The organism is Streptomyces sp. NBC_00259 (assembly GCF_036181745.1).
GTDB lineage: Bacteria > Actinomycetota > Actinomycetes > Streptomycetales > Streptomycetaceae > Streptomyces > Streptomyces pratisoli.
Genome location: NZ_CP108080.1, coordinates 6232580 through 6251063, shown reverse-complemented (window position 1 = coordinate 6251063; position 18484 = coordinate 6232580). Strand labels below are relative to the sequence as shown.

The 18484-nt window shown below is 72.4% G+C and carries 15 protein-coding genes; 10 read left to right on the top strand and 5 right to left on the bottom strand.

The genetic code is table 11. From position 1 onward, the window contains the following. The first annotated feature begins 153 nt into the window (after positions 1 to 153). Both OG766_RS28080 and OG766_RS28075 read left to right on the top strand, forming a co-directional pair. Positions 154 to 1557 carry an alkaline phosphatase PhoX gene (locus OG766_RS28080; RefSeq protein WP_328726483.1) on the top strand — a complete coding sequence of 468 codons (1404 nt, stop codon included), beginning with the start codon at positions 154 to 156 and terminating at the stop codon, positions 1555 to 1557. Between the two features lie 290 nt (positions 1558 to 1847). After that, on the top strand, positions 1848 to 2735 hold the full coding sequence (locus tag OG766_RS28075) for a PPK2 family polyphosphate kinase (protein ID WP_266387659.1): 888 nt from the start codon (positions 1848 to 1850) through the stop codon (positions 2733 to 2735). Positions 2736 to 2839: 104 nt separating this feature from the next. Here the strand turns inward: OG766_RS28075 and OG766_RS28070 are convergent, their stop codons facing one another. After that, complete coding sequence (locus tag OG766_RS28070; protein WP_266387661.1) at positions 2840 to 4168, bottom strand: S1 family peptidase; 1329 nt, start codon at positions 4166 to 4168, stop codon at positions 2840 to 2842. Between the two features lie 671 nt (positions 4169 to 4839). Between OG766_RS28070 and helR the strand changes: the two genes are divergently transcribed. Beyond that, positions 4840 to 6987, top strand: a complete 2148-nt coding sequence (gene helR / locus OG766_RS28065) for an RNA polymerase recycling motor ATPase HelR (RefSeq protein ID WP_266387664.1) — start codon at positions 4840 to 4842, stop codon at positions 6985 to 6987. 96 nt (positions 6988 to 7083) lie between these two features. On the opposite strand, the gene OG766_RS28060 is transcribed toward helR, so the two are convergent. Together OG766_RS28060 and OG766_RS28055 are read right to left on the bottom strand one after the other, a co-directional pair. Beyond that, positions 7084 to 7275: a hypothetical protein gene (locus OG766_RS28060; protein WP_266387667.1), complete on the bottom strand. Its 192-nt coding sequence runs from the start codon at positions 7273 to 7275 to the stop codon at positions 7084 to 7086. A 116-nt stretch (positions 7276 to 7391) separates the two neighbouring features. Further along, positions 7392 to 8069, bottom strand: a complete 678-nt coding sequence (locus OG766_RS28055) for an AIM24 family protein (RefSeq protein WP_266387669.1) — start codon at positions 8067 to 8069, stop codon at positions 7392 to 7394. Positions 8070 to 8140: 71 nt separating this feature from the next. Here OG766_RS28055 and OG766_RS28050 point away from each other — a divergent pair, with 71 nt between their 5' ends. The 6 genes from OG766_RS28050 to OG766_RS28025 all read left to right on the top strand — a co-directional run bounded on the left by OG766_RS28050 (position 8141) and on the right by OG766_RS28025 (position 15099). Further along, complete coding sequence (locus tag OG766_RS28050) at positions 8141 to 8920, top strand: aminoacyl-tRNA hydrolase (protein ID WP_328726482.1); 780 nt, start codon at positions 8141 to 8143, stop codon at positions 8918 to 8920. A 111-nt stretch (positions 8921 to 9031) separates the two neighbouring features. Then, positions 9032 to 9823, top strand: coding sequence for a DUF4142 domain-containing protein (locus tag OG766_RS28045; protein ID WP_266388807.1), 792 nt, complete (start codon positions 9032 to 9034; stop codon positions 9821 to 9823). Between the two features lie 142 nt (positions 9824 to 9965). Further along, positions 9966 to 11396, top strand: a complete 1431-nt coding sequence (locus tag OG766_RS28040) for a DUF692 domain-containing protein (RefSeq protein ID WP_328726481.1) — start codon at positions 9966 to 9968, stop codon at positions 11394 to 11396. Positions 11397 to 11407: 11 nt separating this feature from the next. Further along, positions 11408 to 12427 (top strand): TIGR04222 domain-containing membrane protein, encoded by a 1020-nt coding sequence (locus OG766_RS28035; protein WP_328727538.1) that lies wholly within the window; start codon positions 11408 to 11410, stop codon positions 12425 to 12427. A 112-nt stretch (positions 12428 to 12539) separates the two neighbouring features. Beyond that, entirely contained in the window at positions 12540 to 13391 is an 852-nt protein-coding gene (locus tag OG766_RS28030; RefSeq protein ID WP_328727537.1) for a TIGR04222 domain-containing membrane protein, read from the top strand. Between the two features lie 106 nt (positions 13392 to 13497). Beyond that, positions 13498 to 15099 (top strand): alpha/beta hydrolase, encoded by a 1602-nt coding sequence (locus OG766_RS28025; RefSeq protein WP_328726480.1) that lies wholly within the window; start codon positions 13498 to 13500, stop codon positions 15097 to 15099. 161 nt (positions 15100 to 15260) lie between these two features. Here the strand turns inward: OG766_RS28025 and hemQ are convergent, their stop codons facing one another. Continuing rightward, positions 15261 to 15974: a hydrogen peroxide-dependent heme synthase gene (gene hemQ / locus OG766_RS28020; protein ID WP_266387679.1), complete on the bottom strand. Its 714-nt coding sequence runs from the start codon at positions 15972 to 15974 to the stop codon at positions 15261 to 15263. 4 nt (positions 15975 to 15978) lie between these two features. Further along, positions 15979 to 17427 (bottom strand): protoporphyrinogen oxidase, encoded by a 1449-nt coding sequence (gene hemG / locus OG766_RS28015; protein ID WP_328726479.1) that lies wholly within the window; start codon positions 17425 to 17427, stop codon positions 15979 to 15981. 140 nt (positions 17428 to 17567) lie between these two features. Between hemG and OG766_RS28010 the strand changes: the two genes are divergently transcribed. Further along, positions 17568 to 18482, top strand: coding sequence for a DUF4349 domain-containing protein (locus OG766_RS28010; protein ID WP_328726478.1), 915 nt, complete (start codon positions 17568 to 17570; stop codon positions 18480 to 18482). The last annotated feature ends 2 nt before the right edge of the window (positions 18483 to 18484 follow it).

Here is an 18484-nt window from a genome sequence, read left to right as displayed (position 1 = left end):
CACCCGGGTCTCCCGGCTTCCCCGGCTCTCCCACGGGGCACAGTGACCCGCATGCCTTCACGCGTCACCGTACGCGTGGTACACACATGCGGGTCACGTCCTGTCCTCCCCCATGGCCTTCTGCATGGGGGTGCCCCAGCAGGAAGTTGCCCCATGACGACCGCAAACGACCAGCCGTTGTCGGCACGGCACCAGTCGGTGCCGGCGACGCGGCGTCAGATCCTCGCAGGCACCGGTACGACCGTCGCCGGAATCGCCTTCACCGGATCGTTCTCCGAACTCTTCGTGGGCACCGCGGCGGCCCGTGGCCACTCCGGCTACGGCCCGCTCGTCCCCGATCCGGACGCACTGCTCGACCTGCCGAGAGGTTTCCACTACCGGGTCCTGTCCCGGGAGGGCGATCCGCTGCGCTCCGGCGAGGGCAGCGTGCCGAGCAACCACGACGGCATGGCCGCCCTGCGGGGCCGCCGGGGCCGCGTCCACCTCGTACGCAACCACGAGAACCGGCACGACGGCCGCATCGGCGTCCCCACCGTCGACGGCCTCACCTACGACCCGGCCGCCAAGGGCGGTTGTACGACGATCACGCTCGACGGCCGCGGCAACGTCCTGGACGAGCGCGTCGCCGTCGCCGGAACCGCCGTCAACTGCGCGGGCGGGCCCACCCCCTGGGGCACCTGGCTCACCTGCGAGGAGAACGAGGACAAGGCCGGCACCAACGGCTACGCCAAGGACCACGGCTACATCTTCGAGGTCGACGGTGCCGACCCGCTCCGCACCGGAGCCGTACCGCTGACCGCGATGGGCCGCTTCCAGCACGAGGCGATCGCCGTCGACCCGCACAGCGGGATCGTGTACGAGACGGAGGACGCCTTCCAGAAGCCGTTCGGGCTCTTCTACCGCTTCCTGCCCGAGAAGCCGCTCGGCGGGACGGGCTCGCTACGGGCCGGCGGGCACCTGGAGGCGATGCGGGTACCTGGGGTGCCGGACCTGTCCGCGATCCAGGAGACCGGCGCGCGCTTCGAGGGCGTCGAATGGGTCCCCGTACCCGATCCGCAGGCGCGGCAGACCCCCGTCCGGCTGCAGGACTTCGGTCCGAAGGGCATCACCCACGCCCAGAAGCTGGAAGGCTGCTACTGGGGCGGCTCGTCCTTGTACTTCGTCTCCAGCTTCGCGCACAGCAAGGACGGCTCGGCGGCCGACCACTTCGGCCAGGTGTGGAAGTACGAGCCGCAGCGGCGCCGCCTCACCCTCGTGATCGTCTTCGGGCCGGCGAGCGACGTGCAGCTGCCCGGCGAGTCGCCGGACAACATCTGTCTCGCCCCGGACGGCGGGCTGATGGTGTGCGAGGACGGCAGTGGCGCGCAGCATGTGTACGGGCTGACCAAGCGCGGCGAGGTCTACGCGCTGGCGCGCAACCGCCAGAACACGGGTACGCCGGACGCCCCCGAGTGGGGCGAATTCGCCGGGGTCACGTTCTCACCGGACGCCGCGACGATGTACGTCAACTGCTACGCGCCCGGTACGACGTTCGCGGTGACCGGTCCCTGGCGCTGATACCCGTGACCGCACGTCGGGCCCCCGCCGGCGATCGGCCGCCGGCGGGGCCCGGTGTGCGGCATGCGACATGCCACATGCCACATGCGCCGATCATCCGCACCGCCGTGCCGCCGTGCCACCGACATCGTGCCGCCGACCGCCGGTCTGCGGTCTTCGGTCTTCGGTCTTCGGTCTTCGGTCTTCGGAGCGCATCTCGCTCGCGGGGCCGCCCGTTCCGGTGGAGGATCGAAGGATCGGTGGGGACAGGCACATCTGTGGGGACCAGCAAGGGGTACGAGGTGACGAGGATGAGCAACAAGAGCAGCGGGCGCGGGCGGCATCCCGACCCGTTCGGTGGCGGGCTCCGTGACCTGCTCCGCGTCCCGCCGGGTGAACGGATCGACCTCGCCTCGTACGACCCCGGGGCCGTGCCGGCCGGTCCCGGTGACAAGGCGGCGGGCCTCGCGGCCACCACCACGACCGGGCAGCGCCTCGCGAAGCTGCAGGAACGGCTCTACGCGGCCGGCACGGCGGGCGACCGCCGCCGGGTGCTGCTGATCCTCCAGGGGATGGACACCAGCGGGAAGGGCGGCACGGTCAAGCACGTCATCGGCCACTTCAATCCGTCCGGCTGCCGGATCAGGGCGTTCAAGGCGCCCACCGCGGAGGAGCGTGACCACCACTTCCTGTGGCGGGTCATGCGCGAGCTGCCGGGCTCCGGCGAGATCGGCATCTTCGACCGCTCGCACTACGAGGACGTCCTCGTCGCCCGCGTGCGCGACCTGGCGCCGCGCGCGCAGATCCGCCGGCGCTACGGCGAGATCAACGGCTTCGAGGAGTCCCTCGCCGCGGACGGCGTCACGGTGGTCAAGGTCTTTCTGAACATCTCCTACGACGAGCAGCGCCGCCGGCTGTTGGCCCGGCTCGACAATCCGGACAAGCACTGGAAGTTCTCCCTCGGCGACATCGAGGACCGTGCCCTGTGGCCCGCGTACCGCAAGGCGTACGAACTCGCCCTGGAGCGCTGCTCGACGGCCGCGGCTCCCTGGTACGTCGTCCCGGCCGACCGCAAGTGGTATCGCAACTGGGCGGTCAGCAGACTGCTGCTGGAGCATCTGGAAGAGCTCGATCCGCAGTATCCGAAGGGCGACTTCGACGCGGCGGAGTGCAGGAAGCTGCTCCTGGAGGGCGCCTGACCACCTGTGCGTCACGCCTGCGCGGCCTCCTCCTGTGCGAGCCGTCGGGGACGGCCCGTCGCTTGCCGGCCGACCGTGTCAGTCGGGTCCGTCAGCCGAGTCCGTCAGCCGTTGTGCTGGCCGTCGTTCTGGCCGTCGTCCGCGCCGACGCCTGCGCCGTTGTCCTCGCCGGCACCGGCCCCGTCGTCCTGGCCGTTGCCTGCGCCGTCACCTGCTCCGTCGTCCTGGCCGGCACCGGCCCCGTCGTCCGCGCCGCCCGCGCCGTCACCTGCTCCGGCGTCCGCGCCGCCCGCGCCGTCGTCCTGGCCGCCCCCCGCGCCGTTCCCCGCGCCGATCTGTGCGCCGACGGCGTCCAGGGCGGTCGTCACCGGCTGGAAGAACGTCTCCCCGCCCGAGGTGCAGTCACCGCTGCCGCCCGACGTGAGGCCGACCGCGTCGCCGTCCTGGGTGAACAGGGCACCGCCGCTGTCGCCCGGCTCCGCGCAGACGTCGGTCTGGATGAGCCCGCTGACCGTGCCCTCCGGGTAGTTCACGGTGGCATTGAGTCCGGTGACCTGGCCACCGTTCAGGCCGGTGGTGCTGCCCATCCGGAAGACTTCCTGGCCGACGGCGGCGTCGGCGGCCTGCCCGATCTCCACGATCTGTCCGTTGCCGGTGTCGACGGCGCTCGGGGCCTCGGTGGCCGGGTCGTCGTACGTCACGAGTGCGAAGTCGCCCTCGCCGGGGAAGACGGCTTCCTGGACGGTGCCGATCGGCTGGCCGTTCTGTTCCTCGGACCACTGCTCCGCGGCGACGGCGCAGTGCCCGGCGGTGAGGAAGCCCGGCTGCCCGTCCTGCGTGGTGACGTTGAAGCCGAGCGAGCAGCGCGAACCTCCGCCGAAGATGGCGTCCCCGCCCTCCAGGAAGGTCTTGAACTCGCCCTTGGACTTCTTGATACGGGCCACTCCGTCACCGAGGTCCTGTACGGCCGACTCGACGCGGTTCCACCGGTCACCGGTGACGGTGCGGTCCGCGGTGACCAGGATCTGGTTGGTCCTGGGGTCGATGGCCCAGGCCGTCCCCGGGACTGCGGCCTCACGCGTCAGCGACTGCGTCGCCGACTTCAGCGTGGCCACGCTGTTCTGCACGCTGCGTGCCACCGCGCCGGCGCGTTCGACGTCGTCGCTGCCTTCGCTGTCGTCGCCGACGACATTGACGACGAGCTGCTGCTTCGACGCGTCGTAGTAGGCGCCTCCGTAGGAGTCACCGAGCTGCTTGCCCAGCTGCTGGAGGAGGTCCGAGGCGGAGGCCGCGCTCATCTTTCTGGGGGCGTTCTGTTCGTCGCCCGACTGCGAGGCGTTGGCATTCGGCAGCAGTACGGCCGCTGCCGCGATGCCCACCGCCCCGGCTCCAGCGAGTATGGCCTTCCGCTTGGGTATTCGCCTGTGACTCAACTCTTCGCCTCCTGCGGGGGTACGGACTCCGGTCGCCGAAAGGGACCGGGAGGGGGGACGCGTCCGGCCCTACATACGGATGGCGCACCGCGATGCGTTCATCGCCCTCGCAAAGAAATCTTCTTGACGGGCCGTCAGGCAAAAGAGGGCAGGAGACTGCAGGAGACGGCGGAGTCGGCGGGCGACACCGTAAGAGGGCAGCAGAAGCGGTCCGGGCCGGCCGGGGGCGGCCGCGGCACCGGTGGCGATGCGATGTTCCGGAACGTGGTTCGCGGGCCGCCTCGCAGGGGGCTGGCCGGTCCACGGCGAGCGATCGAGCGATCGGCGTCATGTGATCCGTGTCACGTGATCGGTGTCACGTGATCGGGGCCGAAATGATCAAAGCCAGGCGATCAGGGCGCGGAGGAGTACCCACTCCCCGCCACTCACAACGTATAGCGCACCGGGGGGCTTGCGGCAAGGCCCCCTTCATGCCGCAGAATCGCAGGCCGAAGCCGGAAGCTGCGGGAATGGGAGATTCACTAAGTGCGTGGGCTTTTGTCAGTTGATGAGTCGTGCGGTGAGGTCGAGCCGTCGACGGGACTCGCGTCGCGGTCGCGGGGACCGGGCGCCGGGGTGCGGTTGTGCGCCGCCGGACTTCGCGACCGCCGCCCCGGATCGGAGCTGATGGCATGAACCCCCTGACCACGAGCGCGTTCGACCTTCCCGGCCGTCTCTCCCCCAAGGCCGACCCGGCGCTGATCGGCGGCGACGAGCAGCACTTCGCGGCCCTCGGCGAGAGCCTCGAGCAGACGATCACCGAACTGTCCGACCGCCTCGACGACCTGCGCAGGGCGCCCGGCGGCCTGGGCCGGGAGGCGATGGACCGGGACGTGGAGATCCACCGGCTGACCGCGCGCCTGCGCGCCCTGCGTCGCTTCGGCCTGGACCTGTGCCTCGGACACATCGTCGGCGCGGACGAGTCCGAGCCCACGTACATCGGACGGCTCGGCCTCACCGACGGCGAGGGGCGTCGGCTGCTGATCGACTGGCGCTCCCCCGCGGCCGAGCCGTTCTTCGCCGCGACCCACGCCAACCCGATGGGCCTGGCGAGCCGCCGCAGGTACCGCTGGACCCGCGGCCGGATCAGCGACTACTGGGACGAGGTGTTCACCGCCGACGGGCTCGAACGGCACGCCGCGCTCGACGACCAGTCCGCCTTCATCGCCAGCCTCGGCAGCAACCGGTCGGCTCGGATGCGGGACGTGCTCGCCACCATCCAGGCCGACCAGGACGCCATCATCCGGGCGGGTTCCCGTGGTGCTCTCGTCGTCGACGGCGGTCCGGGTACGGGGAAGACCGTCGTCGCTCTGCACCGCTCCGCCCACCTCCTCTACTCCGACCCGCGCCTCGGCCACCGTCGGGGCGGTGTGCTGTTCGTCGGTCCGCACCAGCCCTACCTGGCCTACGTCGCCGACGTCCTTCCCAGCCTCGGAGAGGAGGGCGTGCAGACCTGCACCCTGCGGGACCTCGTCACCGAGGGAGCCGGAGCGGCGATCGAGACCGACCCGGAGGTGGCCCGCCTGAAGTCCTCGGCGCACATGGTCAAGGCGATCGAGAAGGCCGTCAGGTTCTACGAGGAGCCGCCCACCCAGGGGATGACGGTGACGACCCCCTGGTCCGAGGTCCGGCTGAGCGCCGGCGACTGGGCCGAGGCGTTCGACGCACCGGAAGCAGGTACTCCGCACAACGAGGCGCGCGACCAGGTCTGGGAGGAACTGGTCACGATCCTCCAGGACAAGCACGACGGCGATGTCCCTCCCGCACTGCTGCGGAAGGCGCTGCTGCACGACCAGGAGCTGACCGGGGCCCTCGACCGGGCGTGGCCGCTGCTCGAAGCCGCCGACCTCGTCGGGGATCTGTGGACGGTACCCGCCTATCTGCGGTTGTGCGCTCCCTGGCTCAGCCGTGACGACGTCCGGACGCTGCAGCGCGAGGACGCCCAGGCGTGGACCGTGTCCGACCTGCCGCTCCTGGACGCGGCACGGCAGCGGCTCGGCGATCCGGGGGCGGCGCGACGAAAGCGTCGCCACAACGCCGCGGTGGCCGCCGAACGCGAGCGCATGGCCGACGTCATCGCCAATGTTCTCGCGGCCGACGACGACGGTGAAGGGGCGGTGACGATGCTGCACGGACAGGACCTGAAGGACACGCTGATCGACGAGAGCGCCCTGCCCGGCGCCGACCCGGACGGGCTCGCCGGACCGTTCGCGCACGTCGTGGTGGACGAGGCCCAGGAACTGACCGACGCGGAGTGGCAGATGCTGCTGCTCCGCTGCCCCTCCCGGAGCTTCACCATCGTCGGGGACCGCGCCCAGGCCCGGCACGGCTTCACGGAGTCGTGGCAGGAACGGCTCGGGCGGATCGGGCTCGACCGGATCGACGTGGCCTCGCTGAGCATCAACTACCGGACGCCGGAGGAGGTCATGGCGGAAGCGGAACCCGTCATCCGGGCCGCGCTCCCGGACGCCAATGTGCCGGTCTCCATCCGCAGCAGCGGCATCCCCGTCGTCCACGGATCCGTCTCGGACCTGGACTCTGTCCTCGCCGCCTGGCTCGGTGCGCATGCCGACGGCATCGCCTGCGTCATCGGCGACCCCACGTTCCGGGCGACGCCCCGCGTCCGCTCGCTGACTCCGGAGCTGTCGAAGGGGCTCGAGTTCGACCTGGTCGTCCTCGTCGACCCGGACTCGTTCGGCAAGGGCATCGAAGGGGCGGTCGACCGCTATGTGGCGATGACCCGGGCGACCCGGCAACTGGTGGTCCTCACGAGCTCCTGACGTCGGCCGAGGCCCCGTGGTCGTCGCCCGACGATCACGGGGACCGCCGGGACCCCGGGACCGCGCCTGGCCGGAGCAGGCCCAACCGGAGCAGGCCTAACCGGAGCAGGCCGTGCGCTGGGCCTCCTGCCATTCGCAGACGGGGCAGAGCGTCGCGCCCTTGACCGACTCGGGGTACTCCGTGGGCTCCCCGCACAGCACACAGTCCGCGAACGGCCCGTCGGGCTGCTCGTCCGCGGGCCGCGGCGGGGTGGCCGAGGGGCCGCAGTACGGGGTTGCTTCGTCCATGCGTACGAGCCTAGTCGCCGGCATGGGAAGCGCGGCGACCGCGCGGCAGCCGTCGTCCGCCGTGCCGTGGTCCACCGTGCCGTCGGGCGCCGTGCCGCTGTCCGCCGACCGGACGCTCAGTGTGCCGACGCCTTCTGCGGGGTGAGCTCGCTGGGCCTGACGATCACGAAGCCCTCGCCCTGGAGCATCAGCTGGACGGCCTCGCCCGAACCGCCGCGGATCATGGACCCGATGGACTGTGAACGGTGCAGCGACGTCTCCAGCCGGTCGCTCCAGCCGACGACCGCGTCGGTGTCCACGTACACGGGCTGCTGCGCGGTGACGGGTATCACGAGCGGGTTGCCGTCACAGATCACGCCGAGCTTCCCGTGGCCGGTGAAGACGCTGTTGAAGAGCCCGCCGCCGGACATCCCGGCGCCCTTCACCGTCTTGATCTCGTACGTGAGCGTCGGGTCGAAGCAGAGGACGTTGCGGCCGTTGATGGTGAGCGCGTCACCGTGCTCGATGTCGACGATGAAGCAGTTCGCGGCCTCGTGCGCGAACCACGCCTCGCCCTGGCCGCGTACGGCCATCAGCGGCAGGCCCTCGCCGGTGACGGCCCGTTTGAGCATGCCGCCGATGCCCTGGCCCTTCCGCTCGAACTGGAGGCTGCCGCGGTAGGCGATCATCGCGCCCTGTCGCGCGAACATCTCCCCATCGACCGCGTACTTGATCGACTTGGCGTTCTGCAGGCTCATGCCCGGTACGGACGCCTGCTGTGCCATGTACTCGCCCGCAAAGAGATCGCTCTTCATGCCGGGCATCGTCACCCGGAGGCATCCGTTCCGCCAAGAGCCGCCGTCCGGGCGGCTGGCAGACTGACCGGGTGAACAGCACCGACGGCACCGCCGGTACCTCCGGCTCCGACAACAACGACCGTTCCGATCGTCCCGACCGTTCCGATGGTCCCGGCAGTCCCTTCCGCCAGGAGCCGACCTCGCGTGACGAAGCACCCCAGTTCGTCCTGCCGCTCGTGGTCCGGATCGAGAAGACCGACCCGCCGTCGCGTACCGATGCACTCGAAGCGGCGGCCCGCGCGGTCCTGGTGATCCTCTCGGACGAGCGGTCGTCCGGGGACGGCGAGTGGGCGCGGGTCATGCGGGACTGGCAGGACGCCCGGATCCGCAAGGTGGTGCGGCGGGCGCGCGGTGCGGAGTGGCGCAAGGCGTCCGCGCTGCCCGGCATCACGGTCACCGGAGGGACCGCGGAGGTGCGGGTGTTCCCGCCGGTGACCCTGGACGGCTGGCCCAAGGAACTGGCGAAACTGCAGGTGTCGGGTACCGAACTGGCGGACCCCGACGAGCCGCCGGGCGACGGCGTCGACCCCCGCAGCGCCCGGATCTGGCTCAACCCCGATCTGCGCATGTCGACGGGCAAGGAGATGGCGCAGGTCGGTCACGGGGCGCAACTGCTGTGGTGGGACATGGACGAGACCGAGCGCACCGCGTGGCGCGCGGCCGGGTTCCCGCTGGTCGTACGGACGGCACAGCCCGGCCGTTGGGCCGAACTCACCGCCGGCGGCCTGCCGACGGTCCGGGATGCCGGATTCACGGAGATCGCCCCGGGCTCGGTCACCGTCGTGGCCGACCGTCCCGACCGCGGCTGAACATAACCGGGCCCCGTTACGTACCTTCCGGTACTGCCAAGTAGGTTGAACCACCGGTTTCGGTCACCGGTTGATTCTGCGGTACGCACACGGGCTCGGGAGGCACACTTGCTGCGGCGCATCAACGGGACAGCACTCATCATCGCGGCACTGGTCGCCACGGTCGGGGCGCTCGCCTTCCCCGTGTGGTCCTACGCCGACCGCTCCGGCACGGGACAGGCCAATCTCAACGCCTCGTCCGTTGCGACACAGTGGGGCCCGCTGACCGCCACCGACCGGGACTTCCTGGTGAAGGTCCGGCTGGCCGGACTGTGGGAGCTGCCCGCCGGGCAGCAGGCGCTCGAACGTGCCCCGAGCCAGGCCATCAAGGACGCCGGGGACCATCTGATCGTCGGCCACACCGACCTCGACGTGCGGGCGCGCAACGTCGCGGCCAAGCTCGGCGTCGAGCTGCCGAACCAGCCCACCGACCAGCAGCAGGGCTGGCTGCGCGAGCTGTCGGCGGCGAGCGGCCGCGAGTACGAGTACAAGTTCGCGAACCTGCTGCGCAACGCGCACGGCAAGGTCTTCGCCCTCATAGCCCAGGTCCGGCACACCACCCGGAACACCCTGATACGGCAGCTGGCGAGCGACGCCAACCAGACCGTGCTGGACCACATCACCATGCTGGAGGCCACCGGCATGGTCGACTTCGACGCCATCGCCAACGAGGCGGCGACCGGCGCGACCGCGAGCCCCACGGGTCCGCCACCGCCGGACGGCAACCTTCCGCCGGCGCCGTCCCCGGCCGCCCCGACGGGCGAGAACCAGTTCACGTCGCGCCCGTCGACACAGCCGGGCCCGCCCACGGCGGTCAACACCGACCGTCCCGCTCCGGACGCGGTCGAGGGCGCGGGGGGCTGACGGCGGGGCCGGCCCGAAGCGAGCGCCGGATCCTTCGGCTCGGCCGCCGGAACCTCAAATGAAGCTCTGAACGTCCCCTCCTCTGGATTCGGCGCGGTCCGGCGGGGCCATGACCCCTGCACACGCAGCGGAGGGGGGACCCATGAAGCAGCTCGACACTCGGAGCAGTCGGAGCGGACTGGGCAGTCGGAGCGGTCCGGGCAGGCTCGGCATCGGTATCGGCTGGCGTCCGGAGATCGCCGACGCCGTCGAGCGACTGCCCGGACTCGACTGGGTCGAGGTCGTCGCGGAGAACCTGTGCTCGGGGCACCTTCCCGCTTCGCTCGCGCGTCTGCGGGAGCGGGGCGTCACCGTCGTCCCGCACGGTGTCTCGCTCGGCATCGGCGGCGCCGAACGGCCGGACGAGAAGCGGCTGGCGGACCTGGCGGCGCGCGCCGAGGCGCTCGGGTCGCCGCTGGTCACCGAGCACATCGCGTTCGTCCGGGCCGGTGGCGCGCTCACCGCGTCGCCCCGGCTGGAAGCCGGTCATCTGCTGCCGGTCCCCCGCACCCGGGACGCGCTGGACGTGCTCTGCGAGAACGTGCGCATCGCGCAGGACGCCCTGCCGGTGCCGCTCGCACTGGAGAACATCGCGGCGCTGATCTCCTGGCCCGGGGAGGAGATGACGGAGGGGCAGTTCCTGGCGGAGCTGGTCGAGCGGACCGGCGTGCGGCTGCTCATCGACGTCGCCAATCTCCACACCAACCACCTCAACCGGGGCGAGGACCCGGTGAAGGCCCTCGACGAGCTGCCGGTCGAGGCGATCGCGTACGTCCATGTGGCGGGCGGCATGGAGCGGGACGGCGTCTGGCACGACACCCACGCCCACCCGGTGCCCCGGCCGGTCCTCGACATCCTCGCGGAACTGCGTTCGCGGATCGACCCGCCCGGGGTGCTGCTGGAGCGGGACGACGACTTCCCGCCGGCGGAGGAACTGGCGGCGGAACTGGAGACGATACGGGCGACGGTGACCGAAGCGGGTCGGGGGCAGGGGCTCCCGCCGGGCGTGGTCGGCGGCGACACGGCAGGAACCGCGGACGGCGACGCCGGTGCCGGTGCCGAGACCAGGACCGACACCGACGTCGACACCGACACCGACGCCGACACCGACACCGCCGCGCACGCGCACGCGCGGGAACGGCTCGGGCTCGCGCAGGCCGCGTTGCTGTCCGCACTCGTCGCGGGGACCCCCGCGCCGGAGGGATTCGAGGCCCGGCGGCTGGGTGTGCAGATCCGCGCGCTCGCCGCCAAGCGGGCCGATGTCGTGGCGAAGGTGGCGCCCGAGCTGCCCGAGATCCTCGGCGGCGGCTACCGCGCCGCGTTCCTCGCGTACGCCAAGTCCCGTCCCATGCAAGAGGGTTACCGCCGCGACGCGCTGGACTTCGCCGAGCAGCTGCTCATCGCGGGCCGCCCGGAGGACCCGGTCGCGCGGCGGCGGCTCACCCACTGGTGGCAGGACCGGGCGGCACCCCGCCCGCCCGGCCGTACCACCCGTCTCGTCCGGGCGGCCCGCGCCGCCCTCGTCAGGAGGTGACCGGAGTGATGATGAACGTACTCGCCGTACTGGTGTTTCTCGCCGTGGGCGTCTCCTCGACGCTGCTGATCCGAGGGCTGGCGGCCGCGCGCCGCGGGCCCGGCGGCCCCGTGCACGACCTCATGGAGGTCGCGTTCCTGAACGGCGGGCCCGCCCGTGCCGTCGACACGGCGCTGGCCGCCATGTGCACGGACGGACGGCTGATGCTGGGCGGTCCCGGCATCGTCGCCGTCCGGCACCACGTGGCCCACAACCATGTCGAGCGCGCGGTGCTCGACGAGCTCGCGGCGGCGCCGAGCGGCGCGCTGCACACCCTCCGGCTGGCCGTGATGCGCAACCCCGCCGTGCAGGAGATCGGTGACGGGCTCGCGGCGCGCGGGCTGATGGTCCCGCCCGGTTCGGCCGGCACGTGGCGGGTCTGGAGCGTCTGGCAGTCGGCGCTGTCCGCCGTGTTGCTGCCGGTGTCGCTGGTGCTGACGTTCGCGCAGTACGTGGCGTACGAAGGGCTGTCCGATCTGCCGTTCCCGTTCATCGTGAAGGTCCTGCCGGCGTGCTTCGCGGGCGTGGTGATCGGGCTGGTGTGCCTGTCCCACGCGCGCAGCAGGGTCACGGGCGCGGGGCGCCGGGCGGCCGCGGAATACCGCCTGGCCCATGCGTACGGCGCCGACACGGGCCACCTGGTGGCCGTGGGAGGCCTGCGCGCCGTGCCCGACCCCGTGCTCCAGGCGCAGCTGATCGCGGCGGCCCGGCTGGTGCGCTCCGGGGGAGGCAGCTCCGGACGGAGCGGCAGTTCGTCCGACGCGCTGTTCCCGGTCGCCGTGTGGTGCGCCGCCTCGGGCTCCGGCTCGGGCGGCTCCGGCGGCGGAGGCTGCGGCACGGGCGGTGGCGGGGGCGGGGCTTGCAGCAGCGGTTCCAGCTGCGGCGGCGGCTCAGGTGGGGGTTCCAGCTGCGGGGGCAGTTCGGGCGGCGGATCCAGCTGCGGCGGCAGCTCGGGTGGAGGTTCCGGCTGCGGCGGCGGCAGCTCCGGCTGACCGGCGGGCGCGGCGGTCCTCCCGCGGAGGCGTCCGCACCTCCCGGCCCTCGGTGGTCCGCATCATGGAATTCCCGTGGCGCAAAGGTGGTGATGTCGCGTACAACTCCGCCATGCTCTGGGTCTTCCTCCTGCTGCCGGCGTGGGCCGCGGCGGGCATCAGCTGCGGACGGCTGTGTCTCGCCGCCGCCGAAGCGGCCGGAACCGCCGAATCGGCCGCGGCCACCGAAGCCGGCCACGACGATGCCGCCCCGAGGCGTGAACGCGGCCATGCCCATGAACTGAGCCTGTACGAGGCGGCGTTCCTCGCCGGCGGCCCGTACCGCGTGGTCACACTGACACTGGTCTCGATGCACCGCGCACGGCGGCTGCTGCTCGCGCACACCGGCTGGGCGACGGTCGTCGACCCGGAGGGCGCGGACGAGCTGGAGCGTTCCGTGATCGGCGCCATCGGCCCCGAGGGTCAGTCCCGGATAGCGGCGGTACGGCACACGACGGCCGCGGCCGACGCCGTACGCGCCGTCTCGGACCGGCTCGTCACCGCCGGACTCGCCGTGCCCGAGGCGGTGCGGGCGTCGGTGACGGGCGCCGTGCGGGCCGTCCGGCGCGCTGCCGCGTTCACCGTGGCGCTGGCGGCGGTCGCGCTGCTGATGCTCCCTCACGAACCGGGGGCGAAGGGGACGGTGGCCGCGTGGTTCGTGCTTCCGCTCGTGCTCACGCTGGGCTGCCTGGTGATCGCCCGCGTCGAGGTGTCCCCGTACACCCGCTGGGCGTCGCCGGACGGTCTGCGGCTGCTCCGGAGCCTGTCCCCCGGCCACGGCGGCGAGGTTCCGGCCGGTGACGGCCCCCTCGGCGGGGAGCGGGCCTTCCTCACCGAGGTCGCCGTGCACGGGACCGGCGCCCTCGACGATCCGGCGCTGCGCGCCGCACTCGGCGACAACCAGGCGACTCAAAAGGGTCATTGACCGCAACACCGAACAAAGGTGCTTTACAAAGCGGGAGCCTGTGGCCACCTTCGAGCCACGGATGCCGGTGCGACGGTCACTGCCGGGGAAACGCGAGGGGAACGCGATGAGAGCAGCAGCCCTGTACGGAGCCGTCGGCTCCCTGGTCCTCTCGGCCCTCACCGCGGCCCCGGCCGGCGGCGCGACGCCGACCCCGTACGGCACGCCCGAGGACCGTGGCGCGATCGTCGCCGCCGCGCGTGCCGCGGCCACCGGAGTCGCCTTCGGCGCCTGCCCGGCGGCACAGAAGCTCCCGCCGTCCGCCGAGTGCGGCACGGTCGCCGTCCCGCTGGACTACGCCGACCCCTGGGGCCCCGGGATCCGGCTCACCGTCAGCCGGCTGAAGGCGACGGGCGCACCGGCCGACCGTCAGGGAGCGCTCGTCTACAACCCCGGCGGGCCCGGCGGTTCCGGCATGTACTTCCCCGCGCTCGCGAAGGAGCGCGAGTGGAAGCGGATCGCGGCGGCGTACGACATGGTGGGCTACGACCCGCGCGGAGTGGGCCGTTCCGCGCCGCTGTCCTGTCAGAACCCGGCGGAGTTCGCGAAAGCGCCCACCCAGGCCCCGGTCCTGCCCTCCGCCGCGTACAAACGCGAGCGCGCCGCGCGTGCCCAGGCGTACGCGCAGGGCTGCGCCCGCAACGCGGGCCCCGCGCTGCGGCACTACCACTCGCTCAACAACGCGCGTGACCTGGAAGTGCTGCGGGCGGCCCTGGGCGAGCGGCGGCTCACCTTCCTCGGCGCCTCCTACGGCACCTATCTGGGGGCGTTGTACGCCGTGCTGTTTCCCGGCCATGTGCGGCGCATGGTCCTCGACTCGGTGGTCGATCCGGAGCCGGCGAAGATCTGGTACACGAGCAATCTGGAGCAGTCGCTCGCCTTCGAGAGCCGTTGGGCGGACTTCCGCGCCTGGGTCGCACGGCACCACGGGACGTACGGTCTCGGGCGGACGCCCGCGCAGGTGCAGGCGAGTTACGACCGGGCCCGTGCCCGGCTGGCGGCAACGCCCGCGGGCGGCACGGTGGGTCCGGGCCAGCTGCACTCGGCGTTCGTCAGGACCGTCTACTACGACGGCTACTGGCCACGGCGCGCCCTCGCGCTCGCCCGGTATCTGAAGGGCGATCCGCGTCCCCTGGTCGCGCAGGCCGCGCCCGATCCGCGCGACGCCGTCGAGGACGAGAACGGCAACGCGGTCTACACGGCCGTCCAGTGCAACGACGCCGCCTGGCCCACGAACTGGGCGGTGTGGGACCGCGACAACACCGCGCTGGCACGGCGTGCGCCGTTCGAGACCTGGGCCAATGTGTGGATGAACCTGCCGTGCGCGTACTGGCCGGCGCCACGGCAGCAGCCGCTCGACGTCCGCACCGGCCCCGGTGAACTGCCGCCGCTGCTGATCCTGGCGGCCGAGCGGGACGCGGCCACGCCGTACGCGGGTGCGCTGCGACTGCAGGAACGGCTCGCCGGTTCCGTACTGGTCACGGAGCGGGCGTCGGGGACGCACGGCATCTCCGGCGGCGCGAACGCCTGCGTCAACGGCCATATGGAGACGTATCTCCTGACGGGAAGGACGCCGGTGCGGCGCGCGTCATGCGCGCCGCACCCGCAGCCGGACCCGGTGTCGCTGGACCGGCGGGCGGTCGAGCGAAAGCTGCCGCCTGCCGTCTGATCTTCCGGGTCAAAGGGAGCGGGGCCGCCCGTCGGAGCGGCCCCGCTCCAAGTCGTACGGGGCCTGTTACGCGAGCCCCGCCACCAGATCCGCCACGCTCTTGCGACGCCCCGTGCCCCTCTCCCCCGGGGGACAACCCCCGGACCCCCGGCCGGGAGGCCTCACGCGAGCCCCGCCACCAGATCCGCCACGCTCTTGCGACGCCCGGTGTAGAAGGGGATCTCCTCGCGGACGTGCATACGGGCCTCGGAGGCGCGCAGATGGCGCATGAGGTCGACGATGCGGTGCAGCTCGTCGGCCTCGAAGGCGAGGAGCCACTCGTAGTCGCCGAGCGAGAACGAGGCGACCGTGTTGGCGCGCACGTCCGGGTAGCCGCGGGCCATCTTGCCGTGGTCGGCGAGCATACGGCGGCGATCCTCGTCGGGCAGCAGGTACCAGTCGTACGAGCGCACGAACGGGTACACCGACACGTAGTTGCGCGGCGTCTCGTCGGCGAGGAAGGCCGGGATGTGCGACTTGTTGAACTCGGCGGGGCGGTGGAGCGCCATGTTCGACCAGACCGGCTCCAGCGCACGGCCGAGGCGCGTGCGGCGGAAGAGGTTGTACGCCTCCTGGAGCTGGTCCGCGGTCTCCGCGTGCCACCAGATCATCAGGTCGGCGTCGGCGCGCAGGCCGGACAGGTCGTACGTGCCGCGGACGGTGACGTCCTTGGCGGCGAGCTGGTCGAACAGCTCCTGGACCTCGTCGGCGTAGCCGGCACGGTCCTCGGGCAGTACGTCGCGCAGCTTGAAGACTGACCACAGGGTGTAGCGGATGACCTCGTTGAGGTCCTTCGCCTTCTTACCGGCGTTCGGGATCTTTTCGGGCGCACTCATAGGGCTATTCTCGCCCGTCCCGGACAGTGCCCCGCACCAGGGGGGCCGTGGCGATGATCTCGTCCGCGGCACGCTGCCCGCTGCCGATGCACGCGGGGATGCCGACACCGTCGTACGCAGCTCCGCACACGCGCAGCCCGGGCAGTGCGGCCACCGTCTCCCGTACGCGGGCGACCCGGGCCGGATGGCCGACGGGGTACTGCGGCAGTCCGCCGATCCAGCGGGTGACCTCGGTGGCGACGGGCCGCGCGGCCAGTCCGGTGGCCTCGCCGAGGTCCTTGAGGGACACCGAGACGAGGTCGTCGTCCTCCCGCTCCAGCGCCTCCTCCTCGCCGTAGCGGCCGACGGAGGTGCGGAGCAGGAAGAGGCCGGGGGCGCGCTCGGCGGTCCAGTTCCACTTCCGGGCGGAGAAGGTGGACGCCTTGATCGTGCGACCGTCCACCGGCGGGACGAGGAAGCCGGAGCCGGCGGGCAGCGCGGCGACGTCGGCGCGGCGGAACGCGAGGGTCACCAGCGCCATCGACGCGTACTCGATCCGGGCCAGCTCGGCGGAGGCGGCCGGCGCCTCCGCGGCGAGCAGCGCGGACGCGGACCAGGCGGGGGTGGCGAGGACGACGCCGTCGGCGGTCAGCTCCCGCTCGTCGGTACGGATCTTCCAGCCCTCGGCGGTACGGGTCAGGCCCAGCACCGGGGTCTCGGTGAGGATCTCGCCGCCGCCGGCCCGTACGGCGGCGGCGACGGCGGGCGGCAGGGTGCCGATGCCGCCGTCGAGGCCCATGAACACGGGGCCGGCCGTCTCCTGCCCGGCGGCGGCCCGGCGCTGGACCTCGCGCGCCGCGTCCAGCAGGGAGCCGTGGGCGGCCCTGGCGGCCTCGAAGAGCTGGGGGACGGCGGCCTTCATGGAGATGCGGTAGGCGTCGCCCGCGTACACACCGCCGAGGAGCGGTTCCACGAGCCGGTCGACGACCTCGCGGCCGAGGCGCTCCGCCACGTAGGCACCGACGGCGACGTCGTCGCCGAGTTCGGCCGGGGGCAGCTCGCGCTCCTGCGCGATCCGGGCGAGGCCCTCGGCGGACAGCAGTCCTTCGAGCGCCTCCGGGCCGGCGGGCACGCCCATCACATGGCCCTTGGGCATGGGCCGCAGCGCGCCCCGGGTCCAGACGGACGCGGTGGTGGTGGCGGGGGCCTGCAGCCGGTCCCCGAGTCCGACGGCGCGTGCGAGCGCGACCGCCTCGGGGCGGCGGGCGAGCATCGACTCGGCGCCCAGGTCGACGGGGGCGCCGGCGATCTCCCCCGTCAGGAGCTTGCCGCCGAGCCGGTCGGTGGCCTCCAGCAGGGTCACCCGCGCTCCGGCGGTGACCAGCCGGTGCGCCGCCGCGAGCCCCGCGATACCGCCGCCGATGACGACGACATGGCGGGCGCGGACGCCGGGGTGCTCTGAGGAGGGCAGCATGCCTCCACTCTCTCAAACGCCGCCGGCCGTCCCGTAACGAGTCCCGACCGTGACCGCTTCGGAACCGGAACACGGCAACCCCCGCCCCTGGTCGGCGCGTCGAACTGTCACCATCCACCACTTCCCTTGGGGGGAACGGCATGCGTGCACGGCTCAGGTTCGCGGCAGTGGTTCTCATGGCCTCACTCGCGCTCGCCGGGTGCGGCTCCGGCGCCTCGAACGGCTCCTCGGCCGACAGCAAGGAGGCGGCGGCAGGCGAGGCGGCGGCGGGCGGGGCGGCGAAGGGTCCCGCGCCGGACTCCGCTCACGCGGGTGCCCAGCCGCCCGGAGGCAAGGGGCAGCAGACGGCGGTGCCGCAGACCCACGTCATCAGGACCGCCGAGCTGCATGTGGAGGTGAAGGACGCCACGGCGGCGCTCGCCTCGGTCCGTACGGCGGTGGAGGGCGCCGGCGGGCACGTCGCCGACGAGTCCACCGAGCGGATCGACGACACGCAGGTGACGTCCCGGGTGGTGCTGCGCGTGCCGCAGGACCGGTACGCGACGCTTCTCACGGACCTGGCGGGCACCGGGAAGCTGCTGTCCCGCAAGGCGGACGCCAAGGACGTCACCGGTCAAGTGGTCGACGTGGAGAGCAGGATCGCCACCCAGCGGGCGAGTGTGGCGCGGGTGCGGGCGCTGATGGACCGGGCGGAGCAGCTGAGTGATGTGGTCACCCTGGAAGGCGAACTGAGCAGGCGTCAGGCCGAGCTGGAGTCGCTGCTGGCGCAGCAGGCGTCGCTGAAGGACCGTACGACGATGGCGACGATCACGCTGGAGCTGTCCGAGCCGGAGAAGAAGGAGCAGGCGAAGACCGAGGACGACCCCGGTTTCCTGGACGCGCTGTCCGGCGGCTGGAACGCGCTGGTGACGACCCTGCGGTGGATCGTGGTGGTGCTGGGCGCGGCGGCGCCGTTCCTGCTGGCGTTCGCGGTGGCGTACGCGGTGTGGCGGTTCCTGGTCCGGCCGCGGCTGCGCGGCCGCACCGCCCGGGGTCCGGCCCCGCGGAAGGACTGAAC

Bases quoted from the DNA above. Each gene is read 5' to 3' on its own strand.
- OG766_RS28010 (WP_328726478.1), top strand. From the start codon at position 17,568: ATGCGTGCACGGCTCAGGTTCGCGGCAGTGGTTCTCATGGCCTCACTC.
- OG766_RS28035 (WP_328727538.1), top strand. From the start codon at position 11,408: ATGAACGTACTCGCCGTACTGGTGTTTCTCGCCGTGGGCGTCTCCTCG.
- hemQ (WP_266387679.1), bottom strand. From the start codon at position 15,974: ATGAGTGCGCCCGAAAAGATCCCGAACGCCGGTAAGAAGGCGAAGGAC.
- OG766_RS28075 (WP_266387659.1), top strand. From the start codon at position 1,848: ATGAGCAACAAGAGCAGCGGGCGCGGGCGGCATCCCGACCCGTTCGGT.
- OG766_RS28060 (WP_266387667.1), bottom strand. From the start codon at position 7,275: ATGGACGAAGCAACCCCGTACTGCGGCCCCTCGGCCACCCCGCCGCGG.
- hemG (WP_328726479.1), bottom strand. From the start codon at position 17,427: ATGCTGCCCTCCTCAGAGCACCCCGGCGTCCGCGCCCGCCATGTCGTC.
- OG766_RS28025 (WP_328726480.1), top strand. From the start codon at position 13,498: ATGAGAGCAGCAGCCCTGTACGGAGCCGTCGGCTCCCTGGTCCTCTCG.
- helR (WP_266387664.1), top strand. From the start codon at position 4,840: ATGAACCCCCTGACCACGAGCGCGTTCGACCTTCCCGGCCGTCTCTCC.
- OG766_RS28030 (WP_328727537.1), top strand. From the start codon at position 12,540: ATGCTCTGGGTCTTCCTCCTGCTGCCGGCGTGGGCCGCGGCGGGCATC.
- OG766_RS28055 (WP_266387669.1), bottom strand. From the start codon at position 8,069: ATGAAGAGCGATCTCTTTGCGGGCGAGTACATGGCACAGCAGGCGTCC.
- OG766_RS28080 (WP_328726483.1), top strand. From the start codon at position 154: ATGACGACCGCAAACGACCAGCCGTTGTCGGCACGGCACCAGTCGGTG.
- OG766_RS28040 (WP_328726481.1), top strand. From the start codon at position 9,966: ATGAAGCAGCTCGACACTCGGAGCAGTCGGAGCGGACTGGGCAGTCGG.